Origin of the sequence: Parahoeflea alexandrii (assembly GCF_027214025.1) — a bacterium.
GTDB classification, from domain to species: domain Bacteria; phylum Pseudomonadota; class Alphaproteobacteria; order Rhizobiales; family Rhizobiaceae; genus Hoeflea; species Hoeflea alexandrii_A.
This window is the reverse complement of the sequence record NZ_JAPWHB010000006.1, coordinates 54,486-80,379: the sequence shown is the minus strand read 5'-3', so window position 1 is coordinate 80,379 and position 25,894 is coordinate 54,486. Positions and strand designations below refer to the sequence as shown.

The window sequence follows — 25,894 nt, the reverse complement described above, 5'->3', positions numbered from 1 at the left end:
GCGAACGCTGCCAAACCCTACACCGCCCAGGCCACCTTGACCGCCGTGGCCGCCTGTGATGACGGAGCTATTGGTGACAGTCACAGCAGCAGTCACCGCGACGCCATGACCACCTTCGCCGCCGCCGCCACCGCCGCCGCCCCCGTGAGTGCTGCCGTGGTTGCCACCAACAGCCCCATTACCGCCGTCCGCCCCCGTTCTGGCCCCTATAATCATTACCGGGATGGGGATTACTGCTCCGTGCGCGCCCCCCATGCCGCCATCACCGCCGACACCTCCAGTACCACCCGTGGCACCGGCTCCACCTGCGAAGCCACCGGCACCGCCTCCACCACCACCGCCATTGCCCGCGGTATTGGAGCCGATGTTTCCATTGGCTCCGCCGCTTCCCGCTTCACCACCGCCACCGCCACTCCCCGGATTGCCGAAAATGCTGGCTGTGCCCAGTCCGCCATCGCCACCCCTGCCACCACCGGCCTGAGCGGCTCCTGCACTCATGCAGACCGAAACGGCAAGCGCGGTGCTGAGTAGCAGAGCAGACCTGAAACTGCGTAATGTGCCCGGTCGTGCCCGGCCCGCCGTTGCGCAAACCGCGCCAGTCGTTGTGTTTCGTGTGACCATGGTTTCCCCTCGGCGCGTTGCCACGGGCAAGCCGCCGGTTCCGCACGAAGGCAGCCGGCGCGGCTCTGTCGCGGCGCAAATTGAGTCATTTGCTGCCTTATGGCGCTTGAAAAGCGGAGAGAGTATCCCCTGTTTAGGGGTTATTGTTTGTTTTCAATTCCTTGCCGAGCCAAAGAGCCATCAGGCTGGAGCGGCTGGACACCCCGTATTTGCGAAAGATCCGCTTCACATGGTCATGGGTGGTGTGCGGGCTCTGGGTGTTCTGCGCAGCGATCTGCTTCTCGGACAGACCAAGCAGGAGGCCCTGAAGAACCGCTTGCTCGGTCGCGGTCAGCGGAGACGAGGCAACCCCTGCACCTTCTCCAAGCATCTGGTGCCGGAAGAACCAGCGCAGCCCGCGCAACGCATGTGAGACAAATCTCAGCTCCTGCACTGAGAAATCCGGCTTGCTGAAGCTGCGATGAAACCCGATCTGGATTTCCGCATCCTGATTGATCGGAATGCCGGCCCAGATCGAGTCCTTGCGGTCAAGCGCCCGATAGTAACGCTGGTAGGACGGCCCCTCGAACCATTCCGGCGTCGCCAGCTCGTTCAACAGCAAAACCCGGAACCTGCCCGCCAGCTCGACATTGCGCGTGGTGGTGATATCCGGTTCGCCCTTCTCCATTTCGGCGAAGGCCTCATCGATCGCCTCGCTGGTATTCCTGCCAGGAACCAAAGTGAAACTTGTGAGCGGACGCCAGCCTTTCATCGGGTCTCGGCTTTGGCTCGATCCGAGCCGGACACACCCGATCCAGTCCGCATTCTGGGCGTCGATCAAATCGCAGAGTGTTCTGAGCAGGAACGAGCGGGACGCCCAGATGTCGCCGGCATCAAAATCTGCCAGGTCATCCCAGAGAGCGTAAATTTCGTCCGCATTTGGCAGGTCGGAAAGCATGCAAACTAGGTAGTTCAAACACCGCGCGCTGCACAATCCCGATCGTGCCTCACACCGGGAAATACCAGGGTTTTGCACGACGCATGTCCGGCACCGTCAACAGTATCCTCGCTTCAGGGCAACAGGTCACCGGTCAAACAAGACAAGCCCCTGAGTCATTCATCCCAGGGATTGCGGGATGTGATGGGGTTTCGAGAACGAATTTCCTGAACCGCGCGCCATCGTGATCGATCTCGCCGGCAAGACGGGCGCCCAACCGGGCCAGCGCTCCGAGATTACGGCGCGAAGGCGGCAGCAGGAAGGTCACGAAGGGAATCCGCTCGTCGGCTCGTGCAAAGGCCAGTGCCTGGCGGGCGATGCGCGCACCCAGGCCGAAAGATTGCGGCTTCAGCACCAGGCCAAAGTCCCATTCTTCCCCCTCCTTCTGAAAGCCACCCCAGCCGACATAACGATCGCCGTCAAAGATCGCCCAGTGGCCCAGTCCATCGCGACGCCAGCAGGCTTCCTTGGCGGCAACAAAGCTCTGGGCGACCTCGAGATCCCATGCAGATGTCAGCAAGGGCATGTGGTCGCGCATGCGCGGATCGGACATGTGCGCGACCAGCACTTCCGGCGCCAGGTCCGCAAGACGCCCGAAGCGGATGTCCGGATCCGGTGCCGGCTCCATGTCAGTTGGTACCGACTTGGGAACGGGCTTCGCGGACTGCGTCCTGCCTGTCGGCATGCATCATCCGGGACAGCGCGGTGCCGCGATTGCGCAGGAAGTCGAACAACCGGGCGTCATAGTCGGCGCCGACCGCAGCGCGCACCGACGGCCTGCGGGCGAGTTCGGCGCGCCAGGCAACGAGCTTGTCCAGGCCGGCGAAGAAGCCGAAATCGGCAATCTGCTCGACCGTGTCGAAATAGCGGAAGACCGGAGCGTAAACGGCGTCAACCAGGCTGAATTGCTTGCCTGCAAACCAGGGGCCCTCACCCAGTTGTGCATCGACACGGCGGAACCGGTTACGCAGCACGGTTGCCCGGGCATCAAGCGCTTCGGGGCCGTGTGCGGTATAGAAGGCCGCGATATCGGCCAGGATCTCGGCCCCGAAGCCGATCCAGGCGCGGTGGCGGGCGCGCTCGACCGGATCTTCGGGGTGTAGCGGATGCGCCTGGGTGTCCTCCAGGAACTCCAGAATGGCACCGGATTCGAACAGGGCCGCCTCGCCAACCTTCAGCACCGGCGTGCGTCCCAGCGGCGAGATGGCCAGAAACCAGTCGGGCTTGTTGGCGAGATCGACGGTGATGCGGTCGTGGGCCACCTGCTTTTCGGCAAGCGCTATGGCTATGCGCTGGACATAGGGGCACAGCGCGTGGCTCACGAGTGTGAGTGAATTGGTCATGGATTTCTCCCGAGATTGGCCGGGCCGGCGCGGCGAACACCGGCCCGGCGCTCACGCCGCAGATTACAGCTCGACTGCTGCGGTGTGTTCGATGGTCTTCCAGTTCGCGTCGGCCTTGGAAATGGTGCCGGCCTTGTCCTTCAGGAACGCCTCGTAGACGTCCTTGTTGAGGAAGACGTAGAGCTTGTCTTCGACGACTGCGGCGTAGCGCGGATCGCCGTCGAACTTCTTACCGACGGACACGCCGAAGGCGCAGAAACCGCCGTGCTGGGGCGCATAGCGGGCCGGGTTGGCCTCAAACTTCTTCAGGTTCTCCTCGGAGGAAAAATAGAAGGCGACGCCATCGTGGGCGGCAGCATAGGACGCGTTGCCCTCGAGGTGCTTGCCGCCATCGAGCAAGGCTACCGGATCGGCGCCATGCAGGCCGAGCGGCGCGCCGCCATAGGTGAGTCCCGGAGCGACGTTGAATTCGTCGGCGGCCATGGCCGAACCGAAGGCGCAAAAGGCGCTGAGCGCGGCGACAGCGAAAGTGAGTTTGCGGGTCATGGTCATTCCTCTTCTGTGTAACGGGGGTATCGGTTGGTGTGGTTGGGTGGAACAACCCCGATCCTCGCGGATCGGGGGCGTTGTCATCTGCGGCGGGGAAAGGGGAACCTCACGAGCAGCGTCGACGCCGCTCCATAGAGCCCCAGATCCTGCCGTTTTTTAATGTCAGAAAGTCCCGTTTTTACGCTCGATCGTCCGAAGATCTGTACGAAGACGAATAATCCTGTAATCTGGCCTCATGTTGGACCTGCTCAGCGATATCCTCACCCGCCTGTCCCTTCGCGGTACGCTCTATTTCCGGACGAGCTTCACCGAACCATGGGGCGTGCGCGTTCCGGCCCACCGCGACGTGGCGCGCTTCCACTTCGCCCACCGCGGCGAGGCGGTCGTGCGGGTCGAGGGGCAAACCCATCCGGTCGTCCTGGCCCAGGGGGACCTGGTGATCATACCGCACGGGGCGGCGCATGTGCTGTCCTGCCGGCACACCGGACCGGAGGAGGCGCTGCCGCTTGATGACGTGCTGGCGCGTTCGGGTTTCTCCGGACACGGCACGCTTGTATGGGGCGGCGAGGACGGACCCCAGGACACGCAGTTGATCTGCGGCCATTTCGCGCTGGCGGAGGGATCGCGGCACATGCTGTTCGACCGGCTGCCGCCGCTCATTCACCTGCGCGGCTATGGCGAGGAAGCCGGCCCCTGGCTAGAGGCGACGCTGCGGGTGATCGGCGCCGAGGCCGGCGGCGCCCGGCTCGGCGGCGACCTGATCGCTCTCAAGATGTCGGAGGCGATCTTCGCGCAGGCGATCCGGGCGCATATCGAACAGACCAGCGGCACCGAGAGCGGCGTCGCGGGTTTCGCCGATCCGCACCTGTCGCGGGCACTGGCCGCCTTTCACCGGCGGCCGGCGTCCGACTGGAGCGTCGAGAAGCTCGCCCGCGAGGCCGCACTGTCGCGCACCGGTTTTGCCGAGCGCTTTGCCTCCAGGCTGGGCGTGACCCCGATGGCCTATGTCACCGCATGGCGCATGCAGATCGCCCGCGAGGCACTGGCGACGCGCGGTTTCTCGGTGGCGGAGGCGGCGGAAGTCTCCGGTTACGCCTCGGAATCGGCCTTCAGCCGCGTCTTCAAGAAGGAGATCGGGCTTTCACCCGCGGCCTTCCGGCACGCCTGCACCGAACGGCAACGCGCCGCCTGACCCTTCGTCCGGATTTCCGGACGAACTGACCAATATCCCGAACAATCGAATGTTCATCGTTCCCGTCAGGCAGCCTAGTCAGATGGGGCGGCGGATGGTCCGTCGCCTCATCACCTGCCGAAAGGACTTACCTCATGCGCTTTGTCACCAAGACCATCCATGCCTGGCTCGACTATCCGGTCGCCTTCGCACTCGTCGCGCTGCCGTTCCTGCTTGGACTGGGGGCCGACCAACCACTCGCGCTGGCGATTTCGCCGTTGGTCGGCGTGGCGGCCTTCCTGCTGACCGTGTTCACGGATCACGAGCTGGGGATCATTCGGGTGCTGCCGTACCGGCTGCATCTGGCTGTCGATCTCGCGGTGGGGCTTTTGTTCCTGGCGCTGCCCTTTGCGCTGGGTTTTACAGGGCTCGATGCGGGCTACTACTGGCTGAACGGCGCCGCCGTTGTTGCCGTCATCGCCCTCTCCAAACCCGAAGGCGAACCGGAAGCCGAAAGCTTTGCCAACTGATCCGGGCAATCGCCCGATCACGGGGCCGTGCAGGCTGCCCCCGCAAGGCTCAAATGCCGTCCGGCAATGCCGCCCCGCAATTCCGGTCTGAAAGATATCCCGGGCCCGCCGCTCCACGGGCCTCTTTCATTTCATCTCCCCAAAAGAGACGTTCCTGCCTGGCGAAGTCTTTTTGGTGTTCGCGCGGCCGGGCGGCGCTTACGCTGAAAGTTCCCGCGCAGACGAGGTCCCGGGCAGCGTGGTCTCTTGTGCCGGCACCGGCCCCTCCGCGGAGCCCGGCGGCGGGGCGGTCCGGGTCAATCCCATACGGCGCCCGATCAGGCTCGCGGCCCGCCCGAACGGCGCCACCAGGCTTCCGATCAGGGTTTCGAGCGGCTCGTCGCGCTCGCCGAGCCCAAATTCGAAACGCTCGTCCTTGCGCGGCACGTAAAGCGTGCCGAACAGCCAGTCCCAGAGGGACAGGCAATAGCCGAGATTGCGGTTGAAATGACGCGGATCGGTGCTGTGGTGGACCTGGTGATGCGCGGGCGTCTGCAGAATCCGTCCCCAGAAACCCTCCAGCGTGAACGGTATGTGCGAATGGCGCAGGTGCAGCACCGTATACCAGAACACGACCAGGATGGCATTCGCCCCGCCGAGCGCCAGGGTCTGGGATTCGCGGCCAAACAGGTAGATCACCGGCGCGTGGACCAGCGCCACCGCCGCCCCCATCAAGGCCGGGAACATGAACAGCTCGACCGGGTGCTGGCGCCATTCGGTCAGCGGCGTCATCACTTCGGCGGAATGATGGACCTTGTGAAACTCCCAGAGCCAGTCGACGCGGTGCATCAGCCAGTGACTGAACCAGTAGCCGAACTCGAGGGCCAGGAAGCTCAGGAAGACAGTCATCGCGGTCAGCAGGTGGCTGGGTGTGCCATTGGTCTTACCCGGTCCGAACAGGGCTTCAAGGCCCGCCAGAGAAGTTTCGAGCACATGCGGCAGGGCGCCGAAAATCACTGTCCCCTGCACCAGGGCATAGATGGTTCCGACCAGATACAACTTGAAATCAAGGCGCGTCGAGGGATGGTTGAAGATTCTGCCGGGCAGCACGAAGGCGCGCAGACCCCGCCAGCTCCGGCGATGGCCGCGCCGGAAAACAAGATAGATCGCCGCCGCCGTCAGCGCGGCACCGAGATAGGTGGCCCAGAAATACTGGCCCTGAACCGTCAGCAGCGTGAGCAGCGGCGCAGCCAGATAACTGAGAATTTCGGTCAGAGCGTGTTCCATGCTGGCCCCCAAGCAACCGGGCCAGCATGAACTTTCACGGTTAATGTCCGGTCAATAAAAAAACCCCCGGACCTGTTCGATCCGGAGGTTTGATTCATTCAGCGGGCTCGAGCATTTGTCGGCCCAAGCCTGAAGCCCGGGCTTATTCGCCGGCTTCGACTTCCTTGCCGGTTTCCTGGTCGACGACCTTCATCGACAGGCGGACCTTGCCGCGTTCATCAAAGCCGAGCAGCTTGACCCAGACCTTTTGGCCTTCCTTGACCACGTCGGAGGTCTTGGAAACGCGCTCTGCAGCGAGCTGCGAGATGTGGACCAGACCGTCCTTGGGGCCGAAGAAGTTCACGAAGGCGCCGAAATCGGCAACCTTGACGACCGTGCCTTCATAGATCACGCCGACTTCAGGCTCGGCGACGATCGAGTGGATCCACTTCTTGGCGGCCTCGATTTCCTTGCCCGAGGACGAGGCGATCTTGATGGTGCCATCGTCGTCGATGTTGATCTTGGCGCCGGTCTTCTCGACGATTTCGCGGATGATCTTGCCGCCGGTGCCGATGACGTCACGGATCTTGTCGACCGGGATGTTCATGACTTCGATGCGCGGAGCGAATTCGCCCAGCTGGCCACGGCTTTCCGAGAGCGCATTGCCCATTTCGCCGAGGATGTGCAGGCGGCCGTCCTTGGCCTGGCCAAGTGCGATCTGCATGATTTCCTCGGTGATGCCATCGATCTTGATGTCCATCTGCAGGGCGGTGATGCCGTCGGAGGTGCCGGCGACCTTGAAGTCCATGTCGCCCAGGTGATCCTCGTCACCGAGAATGTCGGAGAGAACGGCGAACTGTTCGCCTTCCTTGATCAGGCCCATGGCAATGCCGGCGACGGGCTTGGCCAGCGGCACGCCTGCATCCATCAGCGCCAGCGAGGTGCCGCAGACGGTTGCCATCGAGGAGGAACCGTTGGATTCGGTGATCTCGGAGACGACGCGCAGGGTGTAGGGGAACTGCTCTGCGGACGGCATCATCGGGTGGATGGCGCGCCAGGCGAGCTTGCCATGGCCGATTTCGCGGCGGCCGGGCGAACCGGTACGGCCGGTCTCGCCTACCGAGTAGGGCGGGAAGTTGTAGTGCAGCATGAAGGTGGCCTTGTAGGTCCCCGTCAGGCTGTCGACATACTGCTCGTCCTCGCCGGTGCCGAGCGTGGCAACGACGATGGCCTGGGTCTCGCCGCGGGTGAACAGCGCAGAGCCGTGGGTGCGCGGCAGCAGGCCGACTTCCGAGACGATCGGACGCACGGTCGACAGATCACGACCGTCGATGCGGCTCTTGGTGTCGAGAATGGCGTTGCGGACGACCTTGGCCTGCAGCGACTTGAAGACGGCGCCGATGACTTCGGAGGTGAAGCGGGGCTCTTCGCCGTCAGCCGGAGCGAAGTGCTCCTTGACCTTGGCCTTGACCGCGTCGATGGCCGCATAGCGGGCAGCCTTGTCGGTGTTGGTGTAGGCGGCGCGCAGATCGACTTCGCACATGGCGAGCATTTCGGCTTCGAGTTCGGAATGATCCGGAGCGGTGAAGTCGCGCGGCTCCTTGGCAGCGGCTTCGGCGAGCTTGATGATCGCGTCGATGACCGGCTGGAAGCTCTTGTGGCCGAACATGACGGCGCCGAGCATGACGTCTTCGGCCAGTTCCTTGGCTTCGGACTCGACCATCAGAACGGCTTCCGAGGTGCCGGCGACGACCAGATCCAGCGAGGATTCAGGCATTTCGTCGACATGCGGATTGAGCACGTAGTCGCCGTTGATGTAGCCGACGCGGGCGCCTGCGATCGGGCCCATGAACGGGATGCCCGAGATGGTCAGCGCAGCGGAAGCGGCGACCAGAGCCAGGATGTCCGGGTTGTTTTCCAGGTCGTGCTGCAGAACGGTGATGATGATCTGCGTGTCGTTCTTGTAGCCATCGGGGAACAGCGGGCGCAGCGGGCGGTCGATCAGACGCGAGGTCAGCGTCTCGTTCTCGCTCGGGCGGCCTTCGCGCTTGAAATAGCCGCCGGGGATCTTGCCGGCTGCATAGGTCTTTTCCTGGTAGTTGACGGTCAGCGGAAAGAAATCCTGGCCGGGCTTCGGCGACTTGGCGGAAACGACGGTGGCGAGTACGGTGGTTTCGCCGTAGCTGGCGATAACGGCACCGTCAGCCTGACGGGCAACCTTGCCGGTTTCCAGGGTGAGCGGACGGCCGCCCCATTCAATCTCGACCTTGTGGGTATCGAACATGTCTTGTCCTTCGTATGCGGGTAAGTGGGCGTGGGCCGCTTTCCGGCCGCGCACTTCACTGTCCCGTTGGTTTCGAGCGCATCTCGGGCAAGACAGCGGGAGGCTTTGAGGGGCCGCGTTCGAAGAGCGGCGAAAGCATCCGGCAATCCTGCCCCATGACAGGCTATCTTAATGTCTTGCGAACCGGACTACCCGGTTCTTCGGACGGTTGTGGCGCGAGTTTCAGGCGATTGAGCCCGGTGGCGCGCGCCTTGGCGCCAGGATCCCGTTCCGGATCCTTGAGGACCGGAGGCGGGGAAAATGGTCCGGCGGGCGGAGCACATGGCCCGCCCGCCGGAAAACCGTTTAGCGGCGGATGCCCAGACGGGCGATCAGCGCTGCATAGCGCGCTTCGTCCTTGCGCTTGACATAATCAAGCAGCGAACGGCGCGTGGACACCATGGTCAACAGCCCGCGACGCGAATGGTTGTCCTTCTTGTTGTCCTTGAAGTGGCCGGTCAGGTTGTTGATCCGTTCGGTGAGAATGGCAACCTGGACTTCCGGCGAGCCGGTATCGCCCGGCTTGGTGGCGTATTCCTGGATCAGCGCAGCCTTGCGCTCAGCAGTAATCGACATCGTCAAATCCTTTCAGTCTGGATGGATATGGCGCCCGCTGCCGGGATGTCGTCCAGCAAGGGCCTCGAAACGTCAGGCAGGCAGGACCTGTCATGACGGCTGGGCTATAGGCCAATTAAAGCCAAAATGAAAGGGAAATGTGGCCAACGCCCTTGCCGGGCCCATCCAGGCTCCGGTCAGGCCTTGAACACCCGGCGGGGACGGAACTCGCCGCCGGCGACTTCGCCGATCGAGAGCAGTTGCCCGCGGACGAAGGCGCAGGCGTCATCGGTGGCGACCGGCGCGTCGCGGCCGCGCAGGATGATCGGATTGCCCATGCGGATGCGATGGGCCTGATCCTCACTGACATCGATGCGCGGCAGCATGCCGAGCGCCTCGCCGGCTGGCACCAGAAAAGCGTCGAGGGCTGCCAGCCGTTCGGTGTCGTCCTCGATCTCCTCGAGTGCGACCAGATCGGCGAGCGGCACCATCGCGTCTTCCGGGAACGGAGCAACCATGGTGCGGCGCAGGGCCGAGATATGGCCGTAGCAGCCGAGCTGGCGGCCGAAATCGCGGGCCAGCGCGCGCACATAGGTGCCCTTGCCGCATTCGACCTCGAACACGGCGTGATCGGCGTCGGGACATCCCAGCAGCGTGATGCGGTGAATCTCGACCTCGCGGGCGGGGATCTCCACCAGCTCGCCGTCGCGCGCCATGTCATAGGCCCGCTCGCCGGCGATCTTGACGGCGGAAAAGGCCGGCGGAACCTGTTCGATCACGCCGGTGTACTGGGGAAGGATCGCTTCTATGGCGGCCTTGTCAGGACGCGCATCGGAACTGGCGATCACCTCGCCCTCGAAATCGTCGGTGTTGCGTTCCTGGCCCCAGGCGACGGTGAATTCATAGATCTTGCGGCCATCCATGACGTAGGGAACCGTCTTGGTGGCGTCGCCGAGCGCGATCGGCAACATGCCCGAGGCCAGAGGATCGAGCGTGCCGGCGTGACCGGCCTTTTCGGCCTTGAACAGCCATTTGATCTTGGAGACAGCCTCGGTGGAGCCGAAATCCCACGGTTTGTCGAGAACCAGCCATCCGGAAATCGGCCGGCCCTTCTTCTTGCCACGACGACCCATCTCAGGCTTTCCCTTCGCCTTCGGACCCGGGGCTTTCAGCCGTCCCTTCCGCGTCGTCGCCGTGATCGAGATCACGGGCGACTTCGGGCGAGCGCAGAAGCGCGTCGATCTTGGAATAGTTCTCGAAGCTGGTGTCGTCGCGGAAGCGAAGTTCCGGGATGCTGCGCATCTGGCGCAGATCCGGCGACACGCGGCCGCGGATGAAGCGGGCGTTCTTGTTGAGCGCCGCAATGGTTTCCGAGTGATCCTCCACGCCGAGCGGCGTGACATAGGCGGTTGCCACCGTCAGGTCCGGCGACATGCGCACTTCGGTCACCGAGATGAGCGTGTTGGACAGGATCGGATCGCGGATTTCTCCCCGCTGCAAGACCTGGGTGATGGCCGCCCGGACCTGTTCGCCGACGCGCAACATGCGCTGGGAAGGAGCCGAGGAAGATGACTTGGGCATGGTGTTCCAACCGAAATTGCGGGCTCAACGGCCCGAGGCAGCGCAAGATGGATGGCGACCCGGCGCGTAAGGCGCGCCGGGCGTCAACCGATCAAAGCGTGCGTGTGACGTGCTCGACGCGGAAGCACTCGATGACATCGCCTGCGCGGATGTCTTCGTAGTTCTCGAACGCCATACCGCATTCCTGGCCGCCATTGACTTCGGCGACTTCGTCCTTGAAGCGCTTGAGCGTCTTGAGCTTGCCTTCATGGATGACAACGTTGTCGCGGATCAGGCGGACGCCCGAACCACGTTCGACCTTGCCTTCGGTGACGCGGCAGCCGGCAACCTTGCCGACCTTGGTGATGTTGAACACCTCGAGGATCTCGGCATTGCCGAGGAAGGTCTCGCGACGTTCCGGCGACAGCATGCCCGACATCGCCGCCTTCACGTCATCCACCAGATCGTAGATGATGTTGTAGTAGCGGATTTCGACGCCGTCGCGTTCGGCCGCATCACGGGCCTGCTTGTTGGCACGGACGTTGAAGCCGATGATCGCCGCGCCCGAAGCTTCGGCAAGGCTGATATCGGATTCGGTGATGGCGCCGGCGCCGGAATGAATGATCCGGGCGCGGACTTCGTCGGTGCCGAGCTTGTCGATGGCGCCTGCGATGGCTTCGATCGATCCCTGCACGTCGCCCTTGACCAGGAGCGGGAATTCCTTGCTGCCGGTATCCTGCAGCTGGGTCATCATCTGCTCGAGAGAACCACGCGTTCCGCTCTGACGGGCGGCTGCCTTGTCGCGGGCAAGCCGCTGGCGGTATTCGGCGATTTCACGCGCCCGGGCTTCGTTTTCGACCACGGCAAAGCGGTCACCGGCCTGCGGTGTGCCCTGGAGGCCAAGGATTTCGACCGGGAAAGCGGGTCCCGCTTCCTTGACGTGTTCGCCGCGGTCATTGACCAGAGCGCGCACGCGGCCCCACTGGTCGCCGGCCACGAGGATTTCACCGGGCTTGAGCGTACCGGTCTGGACCAGAACGGTGGCAACCGAGCCGCGGCCGCGATCAAGCTTGGCCTCGATCACCACGCCTTCGGCGGTGCGATCCGGATTGGCCTTGAGATCGAGCACTTCAGCCTGCAGCAGGATGGCATCGAGCAGCTTGTCGAGATTGAGCTTCTTGGTCGCCGAAACCTCGACGTCGAGAACCTCGCCGCCCATGCTTTCGACGAAGACCTCGTGCTGCAAGAGATCGGTCCGGACCTTCTGTGGATCAGCCGTCGGCTTGTCGATCTTGTTGATCGCCACGATGATCGGAACGCCGGCAGCCTTGGCATGATTGATCGATTCAATCGTCTGCGGCATCACGGCGTCATCGGCGGCAACCACCAGAATGGCAATGTCGGTGGCCTGGGCGCCACGGGCACGCATCGCGGTAAAGGCGGCATGGCCAGGCGTATCGATGAAGGTGATCAGCTGACCGTTCTTCTCGACCTGGTAGGCACCGATATGCTGGGTGATGCCACCGGCCTCGCCCGAAACCACGTTGGCGTCGCGGATGGCGTCGAGCAGCGAGGTCTTGCCGTGGTCGACGTGACCCATGATGGTGACCACCGGAGGCCGGGAAACCATTTCGCCACCTTCGTCCTCGACATTGAAAATGCCAAGTTCGACGTCGGATTCCGACACGCGGCGGACAGTGTGGCCGAATTCACCGGCAATCAGTTCGGCAAGGTCGGCGTCGATGACGTCGCCCGGCTTCATCATCTGGCCTTCCTTCATCAGGTACTTGATCACATCGACAGACCGTTCGGCCATACGCTGCGAGAGTTCCTGGATGGTGATGGTCTCAGGCAGCTGCACTTCGCGGGCAATCTTCTCGCGAGGCTCCTGCATCATCGAGCGGCGCATCTTTTCCTGACGGCGGCGCATGGCAGACAACGAGCGTCCGCGCGAATTGCCGTCATCATTGAGAGCGGCGGTCAGGGTCAGCTTGCCGCGACGGCGGTCTTCCTCGGCCTTCGGACGTGCAGGCTTGGGCGTTTCAGGGCGAACCACCTTCGCACCCGGACGCGCCGGGCCACCGGGACGGGCAGCGGCGCCGGGACGTGATGGAGCTTCTTCTTCCTCGCTTTCGCGCCGGCGGCTGCGAGGAGCTTCCTCGGCTGCGGGCGGGACAGCTTCGGCCGGTGCGTTGACCGCCGCTTCCTGGGCGGCGAGTGCCTCGGCTTCGGCTTCCTTTGCAAGACGGGCGTCTTCGATCGCCTGGAGGCGGGCCTTCTCGGCTTCCTCCACTGCGCGACGGGCGTCTTCCTCGGCGCGGCGCGCGGCTTCTTCCTCGGCGCGCTTGCGTTCCTCGACGTCACGGATGCGGCTGTCCTGCAAGGCGCGGCGACGCGCTTCGACTTCGCTTGCGGAGAGCTGGTTGAGCACCGCGCCACGTGGCGCAGGCTTGGGCGCCGGTGCGCGCGGCGCGGCTGCAGGAGCCGCGGCGGATGGCGCCGCGGCGCTTGGCGCGGCCTTGGGGGCTGCCGCAGGCGCTGGCTCAGCCGGTTTTTCGGCGGCAGCAGCCGGCCGCGGCTTGAGGGTAACCGGCGGCACCGGCTTGTCATCCTCGGGACGGTTGATGCGGCGCTTGCGCGTCTCCACCACAACCGCCTTGGTACGGCCACGGCCCATCTCCTGGCGAACCATCCCCTGTTCCACAGAGGGGCGCTTCAGCGAGAAGGTCTTCTTGCCGGTAACACTGATTGTCTTGTCGTCGTTGCTGTCGCTCATTCCGTATCCGTTTCCGCGGGAAACCGCATCGCACCCATGCGCGCCGGCTTCTTGATCGATCGCTCAGGGGCTTTACACCCCTTAGCCCGTTTTAGGCCGGCCCCGCATCGGGACCGTTCCTGTAGCGCGCAAGCATCTTTGCGCGCTTCACTACACCCTCACCGGCCTGCCCTGCAAGCGCGGCGGCATGGATAAAAGCGCCTTCGCCCATGACAAGCGCCAATTCGTCGGCCGAAAACAGCCGAAAGACGGGTATCTCCGCCTCAGTAACCCCCATGGCCCGCGCCGTATTGGCCTGGCGCAATTTGCGTACGCCGTCGTCCGCCGCATCGGTCGCATGCATCAGCGCGAGTGCCGCGCCGGAGCGGATGGCGTCATCCACCTTACCAGATCCGGTGATGAACTGGCCCGATTTTCGCGCCAGGTTCATCATACCGAAAAGGCTGTCGCACAGCAGCCTGTCAACCATACCACCCAAATCGGGATCGGTGGTCACTTCCGTCTTGAGCGCCCGGCCGAAAAGCTTGCGCTTGACCGCCAGGTCAACCACCGACCGCTCCGCCGTCACCCAGCAGCCGCGCCCCGGAAGGGCGTGGCGCAAGTCGGGAACCACGGACCCGTCGGGCCCTGCGACAAACCGGATCAGATCATCCGGCTGGCCACGCTCCCTGGTCACTATGCACATCCGGTCGTTCACGGGTTCGATCCTGACCTTCACCGCACTGCCTCCGGGAACGACGGGCCTCAGGCCTCGTCGCCGGCCGCTTCCATTTCAGCGTCAGCGTCCTCTGCTTCCTCGGCGACCAGTTCGTCCTCGGTGATCCAGCCTATGGCAAGACGCGCCTGCAGGATCATCTGTTCGGCTTCAGCACGACTCACGTCGAGACCGGTGAACAGGCCGTCGAACCGCTTGGTTTCGCCATCCTTGCGCTCCGACCAGCCGGTCAGGTCGTCAACAGCGCAACCGGCGAAGTCCTCGACCGTCTTGATGCCGTCGCCACCGAGCGCCACCATCATCTGCGTGGTCATGCCCGGGATCGAGCGCAGCTCGTCCTCGACGCCCAGCTCCTTGCGCTTGGCATCGAGCTCGGCCTCAACCTTGTCGAGATACTCGCGGGCGCGGGTCTGCAGCTCGTTGGCGGTTTCCTCGTCGAAGCCCTCGATCGCGGTGATTTCGCCGATATCGACGTAAGCCACTTCCTCGACCTGGCTGAAGCCTTCGGAGGCGAGCACCTGGCCGACCATCTCGTCGACATCGAGCGCTTCCATGAACAGCTGCGTGCGCTCGTTGAATTCCTTCTGGCGGCGCTGGCTTTCCTCTTCCTCGGTGAGGATGTCGATGTCCCAACCGGTCAGCTGCGAGGCGAGGCGGACATTCTGGCCGCGACGGCCGATGGCCAGCGACAGCTGCTCGTCGGGCACCACGACCTCGATGCGCTCGGCGTCCTCGTCAAGCACCACCTTGGTCACTTCGGCCGGCTGCAGCGCGTTGACGATGAAGCTTGCAGGCGACGGCGACCACGGGATGATGTCAATCTTCTCGCCCTGCAGTTCGCCAACGACGGCCTGCACGCGGCTGCCGCGCATACCAACGCAGGCGCCGACGGGATCGATGGAGGAATCGTTGGAGATGACGGCGATCTTGGCGCGGCTGCCCGGATCGCGGGCGACCGAGCGGATCTCGATGATGCCGTCGTAGATTTCCGGCACTTCCATCTGGAACAGCCTGACCATGAACTGCGGATGGGTGCGCGAGAGGAAGATCTGCGGGCCGCGCTGTTCGCGGCGGACATCGTAGACATAGGCGCGGACGCGGTCGCCGTAGCGGAAAGCCTCGCGCGGGATGGTCTCATCGCGGCGGATGATGCCTTCGCCACGGCCGAGATCGACAATGACATTGCCGTATTCGACGCGCTTGACGGTGCCGTTGACGATCTCGCCGATGCGGTCCTTGAACTCATCGAACTGGCGGTCGCGCTCGGCTTCGCGCACCTTCTGCACGATCACCTGCTTGGCCGACTGTGCGGCGATGCGGCCAAAATCCATCGGCGGCAGCGGATCGGCGATGAAATCGCCGAGCTGCGCATCGGGGTTGCGGTCGCGGGCCAGCGCCAGCGGGATCTGCAGCGAATAGTCTTCGGCGTGATCGACGACTTCCAGCAGGCGCTGGAGGCGGATTTCGCCGGTCTTGGCATTGATGTCGGCGCGGATGTTGGATTCCGACCCGTAGCGCGAGCGTGCGGCTTTCTGGATCGCGTCCGCCATTGCGGCAATGACGATCTCGCGGTCAATGGACTTCTCGCGAGCGACCGCGTCAGCGATCTGAAGAAGCTCAAGCCTGTTTGCACTGACTGCCATGTCTGTCTCCATATGTCGGGCCGCGGCTTGCGGCCCTGCTCTGGTTTGGGTCCGTCAACCGGACCGGATCAAAGGCGCCCCGAAGGGCGTTCCCAAATTCGTTCAACCCGTCTCAGGCCGGATCGCCGGCTTCGGGATCTTCCGGGATTTCCCCGGCGTCGTTCTCATTGGCCGCCTGCGCCGCCTTCGCGGCCTTGTCGGCGCGCAGCGATTCGCGGATCAGATCGTCGGTCAGCACCAGCTTGGCCTCGGCGAGCGCCGAAAACGGAATGACCGCGATGTTCTCTTCGCCGTAGGCCGGCTGGTCGCGCTCTACCGAGAAACCGGTTTCGGTTACATCGCGGATGTAGCCGCGGAACCGCTTGCGGCCGTTGATCAGCACGGACGCGTCACAACGGGCGAGATGACCTTCCCAGCGGATAAAATCGGACTTGCGCACCAGCGGGCGGTCAATGCCGGGCGACGATATTTCCAGATGATACGCCTTCTCGACCGGGTCCTCAACATCAAGCACCGGGGAGATGGCACGGGATACCGCCTCGCAATCCTCAACACTCATGGTGCCGTCGTTGCGCTCGGCCATGATCTGCAGGGTCAGGCCGTTCTGGCCAGACAGGCGAACCCGCACCAGGCGCATGTCCAGCGCCTGGATCACGGGCTCGACGATTTCGGCAATGCGCGCGTCAACGCCGGTTTCCGTAACCAGTCTGTCATCATTGGGCATCGCGGTTTCGTCTGTCATCGGGACCTTGTCCTGGCTGCTGCATGCACCCGCCAACCTCCCGGAGGATTCGAAGGATAAAACATGCAGCACATTGAAAGTGCTGCAGCGTCCTCTGGTGTCCTCCCCGAGGCAACGCGCGCTGCGATGGTTCAACTGATCGCCTGGCAACAAAAAAGAGCGGGTCCTCGCGGGCCCACCCTTGTTCATAGCGATCAAGAATTTGAAGTCCATATAGACTCATTCGACCGCTTCGGCAAGGGAATTCCGGTATTCGGGCTGCGGCGCCCGTCAAGTACGCCGATGCCGGCGGCCTGTCAGCCGAGGCGAACGAATTCCAGGTAGCAGGGCGTGCGGCCCTCGCGGATGGCCTTGGCCTCGTAGCGGGTGCCGGGCCACCCTTCCCACGGCATGCGCCAGTCCGCGGCCTTGCGGGCGGTCCACTCAAAGTCCGGATGGGCGGCAATGTGGGCCAGCGTCCAGTTCACATAGGTATCAATATCGGAGGCGAAACAGAACCGGCCGCCGGGCTTGAGGACGCGGGCAAATCGGTCGAGGTTGAGCCTGGAAACGAAACGGCGTTTCCAGTGCTTCTTCTTGGGCCAGGGATCGGGGTAGAGCAGATCGATGTGGTCGAGGCAGGCATCGGGAAGCCAGTCGAGCACCCGCGTGGCATCGTCGTCATAAAGGCGGATGTTCTCCAGCCCTTCGGTTTCCAGGCTTGCCAGCAGCTTGGCCATGGAATTGACGAAGGGTTCAACGCCGATGAAACCGGTGCCGGGGGCATGGCGGGCCCGGTGAAGCAGATGCTCACCGCCGCCAAAGCCGATTTCAAGCCTTGTCGTCGAGACCGGTTTCGGCCAAAGCGCCGCCAGCGGATCGGGCGGAGGAGAAGACAGATCAAGCTTCAGCACCGGCAGAAGCGCCGACAGCGCCTCGGCCTGCGGAGCCTTGAGCGTCTTCCCCTTGCGGCGACCGTAAAATGCCTCGGTCGACCGGCTGCGCCGTTGCGGGCTGGTCATTGCATTGAACCTGCTAGTGCATGTCGCGCTCAAATGGATTCATTTGAGCGATAACGTACATGCATGACTTCACGAATCCACAGCATTGCGCATCCAATTGGATGCGCAATGCTGTAGAGAGCGTCAGCCCTTGAGGGCTTCCTTGAGCGGCTTGACCAGGTCAAGCTTCTCCCAGGAGAACGAGCCGTCACGGCCCGCCTTGCGGCCGAAATGGCCATAGGCTGCGGTGCGCGCATAAATCGGCTTGTTGAGATCGAGATGGGCACGAATGCCGCGCGGCGTCAGGTCCATCACCTTGGGCAGCGCCTCTTCGAGGGCAGCCTCGGAGACTTTCCCGGTGTCATGGAAATTGACGTTGATCGACAGCGGCTGGGCAACGCCGATGGCATAGGCCAGCTGGATGGTGCAGCGCTCGGCGAGACCGGCGGCAATCGCGTTCTTGGCCAGGTAGCGCGCGGCGTAAGCCGCGGAGCGGTCGACCTTGGTGGTGTCCTTGCCGGAGAAGGCGCCGCCGCCATGGGGAGCTGCGCCGCCATAGGTGTCGACAATGATCTTGCGGCCGGTCAGGCCTGCATCGCCATCGGGACCGCCGATTTCGAACTTGCCGGTCGGATTGACATACCACTTGCAGTCGTCGGCGATCTTGAGGCCGGTCAGCGCCTCGCGGATGTAGGGCTCAACGACCTGGCGCACCTTGGCCGAATCCCAGCTGCCGTCGAGATGCTGTGTGGACAGCACGATGGAGACCACTTCCGACGGCTTGCCATCGACGTAGCGCACGGTGACCTGGCTCTTCGCGTCCGGGCCGAGCTTGCCGACATCGCCCTCGCCCTTGTGGCGGGCGGCGGCGAGCAGTTCGAGGATCTTGTGGCTGTAGTAGATCGGCGCCGGCATCAGTTCCGGCGTCTCGTTGCAGGCGTAGCCGAACATGATGCCCTGGTCGCCAGCACCTTCAGAGCCCTGATGATCGGCCGCATTGTCGACGCCCTGCGCGATGTGGGCCGACTGGAAATGCAGCAGCACCTCGACCTTGGCGGTCTTCCAGTGGAAGCCCTCCTGCTCGTAGCCGATCGACTTGATGGCCTTGCGGGCGGCGGACTTGAACTTGGCCGGATTGATGACTTCCTTGCCGTTCTTGTCGAGCTTGACCAGCGATGGCGGCACGCGAACCTCGCCGGCGATCACAACGCGGTTGGTCGTCGCCAGCGTTTCGCAGGCAACCCGCACGCTCCACGGATCAACACCGGTTTTCTTCGCCTCGCGATAGACCAGATCGACAATCTCGTCCGAAATGCGGTCGCACACCTTGTCGGGGTGACCTTCGGATACGGATTCACTGGTGAAAAGGAAAGTCGAGCGCTCCATGGCAGGCTCCATCAGATTGAAGTGGTCGAGAACGTTTAGTGGCAACGCATGATTCTGACAAGGTCAGAATGACATAAATATATCTTGATATGATTAGATTAGATCCCTGACCCAGCCGGCCCGTCTGGCATCTGGCCAGGGAAGACCGCCGGAACAAAAGCGCCGCGTCCGAACTCGGCGAGTACGGCACGCGGCGCTTTTACAGCTGAAATCCTGCCCGAACCCATCCGGGGACGGGAACAGGAGGTTCAGTCGGAGTCCGGTTCGGATGCCAGCGACTTGACCAGATCCACCAGCTTGCGCCGGACCTTGGGGTCAGGGATCTTGATGAAGGCCCGGTTGAGCTGCAGCCCTTCGGACGAAGACAGGAAGTCGACCACATAGTTCGAGCTGTTGGCCTCGGCCATTCCCGGCTGGGCCGTCGCCGGATCGCCCGGGGCATCTTCAAAGAAGAAACTGACCGGAACATTCAGAATGGTCGAGATGTTCTGCAGGCGGCTGGCACCGACACGGTTGGTGCCCTTTTCATATTTCTGGATCTGCTGAAAGGTGATGCCTAACGCTTCTCCGAGCTTCTCCTGGCTCATGCCCAGCATGGTGCGCCGAAGACGGATCCGGCTGCCGACATGGATGTCGATCGGATTGGGCTTTTTCTTGTTTTCAATCATACTTTCGTCCTGACAAGAGCCTCGGCTCTATTGTTGCTTTATCCCGTTTTGATTGCAGTTCAAAAAAACCGGAGGAACCCGGTCAGTTGGTCCATGATCAAGACGGGAATTGGGTTGACGAAAACAACTATGCTATTTTGGGGGTTTTGCGTCAATCAAACCGTTGATTTTTACTTTTGCGAGCAAAGAGCGCCATCACCACCATTATGGCGATTATCAATCCAAAGTTAAATCGCCTAATTCTTATAAGCGAAAATTGATCAGCGCGGGACGGCAACCGGACATCGAAAACGCCGGCCTCGCCAAGCGGCAGACTGCCGACAATGCGGCCGCCGGCGTCGACCACGGCGGAGATGCCGCTATTGGCTGCGCGGACCAGCGGAAGCCGGGTCTCGACAGCCCGCAGCTGCGCCTGGTGCAGGTGCTGATAAGGGCCTGGCGTGATGCCGTACCAGGCGTCATTGGTCAGATTGAGCAGCAAATCCCCCCTGCCTTCAGGCACGACCGACAGATCCGGGAAGATCGCCTCGTAACAAATCAGCGGAACGGCACCCAGTCCGCCCGGCAAAGACAGCATGCCGCGCCGGTCGGCGGCGGAAAACCCGCCAAAGGTTTCGGCCACCGGAGTCAGACCGAGACGCCGAAGCGACGCCTCGAATGGCAGATACTCGCCGAAGGGAACCAGATGAGCCTTGTCGGCGGATCCGATGATCTGGCCCTCGTCGTCAATGACGTAGATGGTGTTGTAGTAACGTTGTGCCGCGCCTCCGGCCCCGTCCTCGAACCGGACTGCGCCGGTTATCAGGGTCTGGCCCACCTGCAGCATGTCGGCAATGCGCGAGAGAGCGCCGGGATTCTCGGTGAGCAGGAACGGCAGCGCGGTCTCGGGCCAGACAATGTGGGTGGGACGCGGCTCGCCCTCGCGCGGCGCCAGGGCGCTGAACGCCAGCAAACGCGAGAATATCCGCTCGCGCTCTTCCAGATCCCACTTCTGCGACTGATCGATAGCCGGCTGCACAATCCGGATCACGGCCTCGGCGGGCGTCAGCCCGGAGCGATCGAGACGATGAAGCGCAAACCAGCCATAGCCGACATGGGCGGAGAAAAGTGCCAGCGCCGCGACCATCCCGGCAACCGCGCCGCGCCTCGTGCCGATCAGGGCGGGCGCCGAAAACACGAACACAGTCAGCGCCGACATGCCGAAAATGCCGACAAGCTCGACCGACTGCATCATCAGCGGCGCCGGCATCGCCGCATAGCCGATGGCGTTCCAGGGGAAACCGGTCAGGACAAAGCTGCGGCCCCATTCAATCAGCCCGAAAGCCGCACCAAGCGCCGCGATACGCCCGATTCCATCCGACCACAGCAGCCAGGCAAGCGAGGTGGCCACGCCATAGAACAGCGCCAGCAGCGCTGGCAGACCGAGCACGGCAAGCGGCAAGGCCCAGGCGAAGCCGTTCGCATCGACCAGCAGCGCATTGCCCAGCCACCAGAGGCCGGCCACGAAATAGCCGAAGCCGAACCACCAGCCGGTGGCAAAGGCAGGGCGCATCCGCCCGAGTATGCCCCGCTCAGCCGAACCGCTGGCGCCATCGAGCAACCAGACCAGAACCGGAAACGAGACGAACAGAACGGCAAAGAAATTGAACGGCGGCAAGGCCAGAACAGACAGCGCGCCGGCGGCGAAAGCCAGGAGCAGGCGTTTGAAGCCCCAGCTCAACATGATGGATTCAGCGATCCGTTCCAAATCCGGTCTACTCCCAGCCAACAGGGATCCGGCTTGTCCGGCGCGTTCCGGCCAAGCGAATCAGTTGCGGTATCCTTTCAAAAAACCGCGGCGATGTCCGTCGCTGCTCCCGGCTTTTTTGTCCGGCCGGCCGCGGATCCGGGCGCTTGCCGGGCGGGACCGGGATGCAGGGTTACCGCGACAAAGACCGCCACCGCCTCATGCGGCGCTGGCGTTACCGGGACCGGAGTCTTTCTTGGGAGCCGTCTCGCCACGGGAAAGGCGACGGCGCGGAGCCTGGCGTTTCCTGATGATACGCACGCGTTTGACGCGGCGCGGATCGGCATCCATCACATGAAATTCGAAACCGGGCAGTGCCTGGACGACCTCGCCGCGGGCCGGCACGCGGCCGAGTTCGGAGAAGATCAGTCCGCCGATGGTGTCGACCTCCTCGCTTTGCTCGCGAATGTCGAAATCCGGTCCGATCTCCTCGGCCAGGTCCTCAAGCTCGGCCTTGGCGTCGACAACCCAGATGTCCTCGCCGGCCTTGCTGATCAGCGTTTCCTCTTCATCGTCATGCTCGTCGGCAATGTCGCCGACCACCATCTCGACAATGTCCTCGAGCGAGACCAGTCCGTCGGTGCCGCCATATTCGTCGATGACCAGCGCCATCTGGATGCGGTTGGCCTGCATGCGCTGCATCAGGTCCGACGCCAGCATCGAAGCCGGCACGAACAGCACCTTGCGGGTGATGCCCGATTCCTGAAGCGTCTTGCTCAGGTCAACCCGGGACAGCTCCAGCGCATTGAGCGAGTTGACCTTTTGAAGGCTGGCGGCATTCTTGGCCGTGGACTTGCGCTTGGTGCGCGCCTGCTTTGTTATCCAGGCAAGAAGGTCGCGGATATGGATCATGCCGCGCGGATCATCGAGATTTTCGGCATAGACCGGCATGCGGGAGCGGCCCGATTCCTCGAAGATCTCGAGTAGACGACCAAGCGAGGTGGTCTGATCGACCGCCTCGACATCGGCGCGCGGAACCATCAGGTCCTCGACACGGACCTCGCGGAGCCGGAGGATGTTGTGCAGCATGGCACGTTCGTCGGGCGAGAACGCCTCATGCAATTCACCGCCGGACTGCAACGCGTCGTTGAGGTCCTCGCGGATGGATTCGCGGTCGGAGGGCGGAAACATGGCACGCATGAGACGTTGCCACAGCCCCATTCCAGAGCGTTCGTCCTGCTGGACGGCCACCTCTTCCCTGCGCACAGGCACGGGAAGATAACTGGGAGCTTCTTCGGTAGATGAAGCGCTTGAAGCGCCTTGCGCGTCTCCGGTCTCGGCCGGGGCATTGCTCTCTGTCATCGTCTCTTCAATATCAAACCGGCTCTGTATCGCCGTATGGGTCAGATAGGTTAAGCGAGGTCAAAATGCGAGTCTCGATCGCTTCCATTTTCTCGGCATCGCTGTTTTCGATGTGATCGTAGCCGAAAAGATGAAGAAATCCGTGCACGATGAGGTGCGTGATGTGCTCGTCGACCGGCTTGCCCAGGTCGGCGGCCTCGCGCTCGATCGTCTCGCGGGCCAGGATGATGTCGCCAAGCATCGGGCCAGGCTGGCCGCCCGGCGCCAGCGGAAACGCCGGAAAGGACAGCACATTGGTCGGCTTGGGCTGATTTCGCCACTGGCTGTTGATATCGGCCATCATCGCATCATCGGCGAGAACCAGCGACACTTCCGGCGGCTCTTCCGGAAAGGGCTGGCCCTCCCGTTCCGTCAGGTCGCGCACGGCCGCCGCAAGCGCGGTCTGCGCCAAAGCCTCGATTGCCCCGACGTCCCCCCACTCCCCGGCCTCGACGGCAATCGCCAGGCTGACTGACGGGTCAACGCTCATGTTTCGTCGTCGGACTTGGGGTAGATCCGCTTGTCATAGGCCTCGACAATGCGCTGGACCAGCGGGTGGCGCACCACGTCGGCGCCGCGGAAGCGGCAGGTGACGACGCCATCGACGCCCTCAAGGATCGACAGCGCCTCGACCAGGCCGGAGGTGACGCCGCGCGGCAGGTCGACCTGGCTCGGATCGCCGGTGATGATCATGCGCGAGTTCTCGCCCAGACGGGTGAGAAACATCTTCATCTGCATCTGCGTGGTGTTCTGCGCCTCGTCGAGGATGACCGCCGCATTGGCGAGCGTGCGGCCACGCATGAAGGCCAGCGGCGCGATCTCGATGACGCCGGCGGTGATGGCGCGTTCGACCTTGTCGCCCGGCATCATGTCGTAAAGCGCGTCATAGAGCGGCCTGAGATAGGGATCGACCTTTTCCTTCATGTCGCCGGGCAGGAAGCCCAGCCGTTCGCCCGCTTCCACCGCGGGACGCGACAGGATGATGCGCTCCACCGAGCCGCGTTCGAGCAGCTGCGCAGCGTGGGCGACCGCCAGATAAGTCTTGCCGGTGCCGGCGGGACCGACGCCAAAGACCAGCTCGGAACGCTCCATGGCGCGCATGTAGGCGTCCTGGGTCGGGGTCCGGGCGATAACGGTTTTCTTGCGCGTCGAAATCTGCGCCAGCGTCATCTTGCCCTTGCGTTCAAGTGTCGGCAGCACCAGCTGATCGTCCGCCGCCAGCGCCATGCGAATGGCGCCCTCGACGTCGGAACTCTCGACGCTGGCGCCCTTGAGCAGCCGGTCATAGAGATAATCCAGCGCCCGGCGGGCCTGGTTGGTGGCGATATCCTCGCCCCTGAGGGTGACCGTGTTGCCACGGGCCCGGGCGTCTATCTTCAGCTTCTGCTCGATAAGCGCCAGGTTCTGGTCAAACTGGCCAAAAAGTTCACTGGCGAGACGGTTGTTTTCAAAGGTGAGCGCGAGGTGGGTCGCGTCCGACGCGCCCGAGGCGGGCTTGGCGGCTTCTGTCCGGGACAGGTGCTCAGCTGTCAAACGATCTGGCTCCATAATTGCACGTGGCGGTCATTCCACAAGCTCCGCGTAAAGACCGGTCGTGCCGGGTTGCGTGATTCGCACCCTCACAATGTCACCGATTTCCCCCAGCTTTGCATCAACTATTACCGGCTGCAGCCAGGGAGAACGGCCAAAGAGTTGGTCGGTGTTGCGTCCGGGTTTCTCCAGGAGCAGATCCACCACTTTTCCGACGCATTCGCGGCCGAAGGCGCGGGTCTGCTGATTTATCAGATCCTGAAGCTGCGCCAGGCGCTCGGTCTTGACCGCCTCGTCGACCTGGCCCTCCATGTCGGCGCCCGGCGTGCCTGGCCGGATCGAATACTTGAAGGTGAAGGCCGAGGCGTATCTAACCTCGCGAACCAGTTGCATGGTGTCTTCGAAATCCGCATCGGTTTCGCCGGGGAAGCCGACGATGAAATCGCCCGACAGCGCGATATCCGGACGGGCTGCGCGGATACGCTCGACAAGCTTCACATACTCGGCGGCGGTGTGGCGCCGGTTCATCGCCTTGAGAATCCGGTCCGAGCCGGACTGCACCGGCAGATGCAGATAGGGCATCAGTTCGGGCAGATCGCGGTGCGCCGCGATCAGCGCGTCATCCATGTCGCGCGGATGGCTGGTGGTGTAGCGGATACGGTCGATGCCCTTGATGGTGGCCAGCCGGCGCACCAGTTCGCCCAGTCCCCATTCGCGGCCATCGGCGCCCTTGCCGTGCCAGGCATTGACGTTCTGGCCAAGAAGCGTGATCTCGCGGACACCGGCTTCGGCCAGCCGCTCGGCCTCGCCGAGGATGCGGTCGACGGGACGGGACACCTCGGCGCCACGGGTGTAGGGCACGACGCAGAAGGTGCAGAACTTGTCGCAGCCTTCCTGGACCGTGAGAAAGGCGGCAACGCCGCGGGCGCGAATGGCCTTTTCCGGCGCGTTCGGCAGGCCGTCGAACTTGTCCTCGGCGGGAAACTCGGTCTCCACCACGCTTTCGCCGTTGCGCGCCCTGGCCAGCGCCTCGGGCAAGCGGTGATAGGTCTGCGGGCCGATGACGACATCGACGACCGGCGCGCGGCGGATGATTTCCTGGCCTTCGGCCTGGGCGACGCAGCCGGCGACCGCGACCATCAGGTCGCCGCCTTCGGCATTGCGCTCCCGCTTGAGCTTGGCCAGACGTCCGAGCTGCGAGTAGACCTTTTCGGCTGCCTTTTCGCGGATATGGCAGGTGTTGATGAGGATCAGGTCGGCCGCCTCGACCGTGTCGACGGTCTGATAGCCGTCGCGCACCAAGGCGTCGCCCATGCGCTCGCTGTCATAGACATTCATCTGGCAGCCATAGGTCTTGACGAAGACCTTCCTGGACTGTCCGCCGTCTTGTGCGGCAGGGGCAGTCTCCGGTTTGGCATCAGGCGTGAGGGTTGCGTGTGTCATGCCGGGCTTTT

General features: G+C 63.4%; 24 protein-coding genes. 3 read left to right on the top strand and 21 right to left on the bottom strand.

Features of this window, described 5'->3' with window-relative positions; all coding sequences use genetic code 11:
* Positions 1-45 precede the first annotated feature (45 nt).
* Positions 46-531, top strand: coding sequence for a hypothetical protein (locus O4H62_RS19545; protein ID WP_269390404.1), 486 nt, complete (start codon positions 46-48; stop codon positions 529-531).
* 223 nt (positions 532-754) lie between these two features.
* On the opposite strand, the gene O4H62_RS19540 is transcribed toward O4H62_RS19545, so the two are convergent.
* The 4 genes from O4H62_RS19540 to O4H62_RS19525 all read right to left on the bottom strand — a co-directional run bounded on the left by O4H62_RS19540 (position 755) and on the right by O4H62_RS19525 (position 3,486).
* Positions 755-1,558 carry a helix-turn-helix transcriptional regulator gene (locus O4H62_RS19540; RefSeq protein ID WP_269390402.1) on the bottom strand — a complete coding sequence of 268 codons (804 nt, stop codon included), beginning with the start codon at positions 1,556-1,558 and terminating at the stop codon, positions 755-757.
* Positions 1,559-1,691: 133 nt separating this feature from the next.
* Positions 1,692-2,225, bottom strand: coding sequence for a GNAT family N-acetyltransferase (locus O4H62_RS19535; protein ID WP_269390400.1), 534 nt, complete (start codon positions 2,223-2,225; stop codon positions 1,692-1,694).
* A 1-nt stretch (position 2,226) separates the two neighbouring features.
* Positions 2,227-2,940 (bottom strand): glutathione S-transferase family protein, encoded by a 714-nt coding sequence (locus O4H62_RS19530; protein WP_269390399.1) that lies wholly within the window; start codon positions 2,938-2,940, stop codon positions 2,227-2,229.
* A 63-nt stretch (positions 2,941-3,003) separates the two neighbouring features.
* Positions 3,004-3,486 carry a YHS domain-containing (seleno)protein gene (locus tag O4H62_RS19525; RefSeq protein WP_269390398.1) on the bottom strand — a complete coding sequence of 161 codons (483 nt, stop codon included), beginning with the start codon at positions 3,484-3,486 and terminating at the stop codon, positions 3,004-3,006.
* 238 nt (positions 3,487-3,724) lie between these two features.
* On the opposite strand from O4H62_RS19525, the gene O4H62_RS19520 reads away from it, so the two are divergent.
* Together O4H62_RS19520 and O4H62_RS19515 are read left to right on the top strand one after the other, a co-directional pair.
* Positions 3,725-4,681: an AraC family transcriptional regulator gene (locus tag O4H62_RS19520; RefSeq protein ID WP_269390396.1), complete on the top strand. Its 957-nt coding sequence runs from the start codon at positions 3,725-3,727 to the stop codon at positions 4,679-4,681.
* A 134-nt stretch (positions 4,682-4,815) separates the two neighbouring features.
* A complete protein-coding gene (locus O4H62_RS19515; RefSeq protein ID WP_269390395.1) occupies positions 4,816-5,190 on the top strand; it encodes a hypothetical protein in 375 nt (124 codons plus the stop codon).
* Positions 5,191-5,388: 198 nt separating this feature from the next.
* Here O4H62_RS19515 and O4H62_RS19510 read toward each other — a convergent pair whose 3' ends face one another.
* The 17 genes from O4H62_RS19510 to miaB all read right to left on the bottom strand — a co-directional run bounded on the left by O4H62_RS19510 (position 5,389) and on the right by miaB (position 25,883).
* Positions 5,389-6,456: a sterol desaturase family protein gene (locus tag O4H62_RS19510; RefSeq protein WP_269390394.1), complete on the bottom strand. Its 1,068-nt coding sequence runs from the start codon at positions 6,454-6,456 to the stop codon at positions 5,389-5,391.
* A gap of 142 nt (positions 6,457-6,598) precedes the next feature.
* Complete coding sequence (gene pnp / locus O4H62_RS19505) at positions 6,599-8,719, bottom strand: polyribonucleotide nucleotidyltransferase (protein ID WP_269390393.1); 2,121 nt, start codon at positions 8,717-8,719, stop codon at positions 6,599-6,601.
* A gap of 345 nt (positions 8,720-9,064) precedes the next feature.
* Positions 9,065-9,334, bottom strand: coding sequence for a 30S ribosomal protein S15 (gene rpsO / locus O4H62_RS19500; RefSeq protein ID WP_269390392.1), 270 nt, complete (start codon positions 9,332-9,334; stop codon positions 9,065-9,067).
* 176 nt (positions 9,335-9,510) lie between these two features.
* Positions 9,511-10,446: a tRNA pseudouridine(55) synthase TruB gene (gene truB, locus O4H62_RS19495; RefSeq protein WP_269390391.1), complete on the bottom strand. Its 936-nt coding sequence runs from the start codon at positions 10,444-10,446 to the stop codon at positions 9,511-9,513.
* 1 nt (position 10,447) lies between these two features.
* Positions 10,448-10,894, bottom strand: a complete 447-nt coding sequence (rbfA, locus tag O4H62_RS19490) for a 30S ribosome-binding factor RbfA (RefSeq protein ID WP_269390389.1) — start codon at positions 10,892-10,894, stop codon at positions 10,448-10,450.
* A 91-nt stretch (positions 10,895-10,985) separates the two neighbouring features.
* On the bottom strand, positions 10,986-13,649 hold the full coding sequence (infB, locus tag O4H62_RS19485; RefSeq protein WP_269390387.1) for a translation initiation factor IF-2: 2,664 nt from the start codon (positions 13,647-13,649) through the stop codon (positions 10,986-10,988).
* A 91-nt stretch (positions 13,650-13,740) separates the two neighbouring features.
* Complete coding sequence (locus O4H62_RS19480) at positions 13,741-14,367, bottom strand: RNA-binding protein (RefSeq protein WP_269390386.1); 627 nt, start codon at positions 14,365-14,367, stop codon at positions 13,741-13,743.
* Between the two features lie 26 nt (positions 14,368-14,393).
* Positions 14,394-16,007: a transcription termination factor NusA gene (gene nusA / locus O4H62_RS19475; RefSeq protein ID WP_269390385.1), complete on the bottom strand. Its 1,614-nt coding sequence runs from the start codon at positions 16,005-16,007 to the stop codon at positions 14,394-14,396.
* A gap of 112 nt (positions 16,008-16,119) precedes the next feature.
* A complete protein-coding gene (gene rimP, locus O4H62_RS19470; RefSeq protein WP_269390383.1) occupies positions 16,120-16,749 on the bottom strand; it encodes a ribosome maturation factor RimP in 630 nt (209 codons plus the stop codon).
* 296 nt (positions 16,750-17,045) lie between these two features.
* Positions 17,046-17,750, bottom strand: coding sequence for a tRNA (guanine(46)-N(7))-methyltransferase TrmB (trmB, locus tag O4H62_RS19465; RefSeq protein WP_269390381.1), 705 nt, complete (start codon positions 17,748-17,750; stop codon positions 17,046-17,048).
* 123 nt (positions 17,751-17,873) lie between these two features.
* A complete protein-coding gene (gene metK, locus O4H62_RS19460) occupies positions 17,874-19,115 on the bottom strand; it encodes a methionine adenosyltransferase (protein WP_269390380.1) in 1,242 nt (413 codons plus the stop codon).
* Between the two features lie 248 nt (positions 19,116-19,363).
* Entirely contained in the window at positions 19,364-19,783 is a 420-nt protein-coding gene (locus O4H62_RS19455; protein ID WP_269390379.1) for a helix-turn-helix domain-containing protein, read from the bottom strand.
* 151 nt (positions 19,784-19,934) lie between these two features.
* On the bottom strand, positions 19,935-21,530 hold the full coding sequence (lnt, locus tag O4H62_RS19450) for an apolipoprotein N-acyltransferase (RefSeq protein WP_269390378.1): 1,596 nt from the start codon (positions 21,528-21,530) through the stop codon (positions 19,935-19,937).
* Positions 21,531-21,728: 198 nt separating this feature from the next.
* Entirely contained in the window at positions 21,729-22,871 is a 1,143-nt protein-coding gene (locus tag O4H62_RS19445; protein ID WP_269390377.1) for a hemolysin family protein, read from the bottom strand.
* A gap of 13 nt (positions 22,872-22,884) precedes the next feature.
* Positions 22,885-23,400 (bottom strand): rRNA maturation RNase YbeY, encoded by a 516-nt coding sequence (gene ybeY / locus O4H62_RS19440; protein ID WP_269390376.1) that lies wholly within the window; start codon positions 23,398-23,400, stop codon positions 22,885-22,887.
* On the bottom strand, positions 23,397-24,443 hold the full coding sequence (locus O4H62_RS19435; RefSeq protein WP_430538479.1) for a PhoH family protein: 1,047 nt from the start codon (positions 24,441-24,443) through the stop codon (positions 23,397-23,399). The genes ybeY and O4H62_RS19435 overlap by 4 nt, the downstream gene beginning before the upstream one ends.
* A gap of 30 nt (positions 24,444-24,473) precedes the next feature.
* Positions 24,474-25,883, bottom strand: coding sequence for a tRNA (N6-isopentenyl adenosine(37)-C2)-methylthiotransferase MiaB (gene miaB, locus O4H62_RS19430; protein ID WP_269390373.1), 1,410 nt, complete (start codon positions 25,881-25,883; stop codon positions 24,474-24,476).
* Positions 25,884-25,894 lie beyond the last annotated feature (11 nt).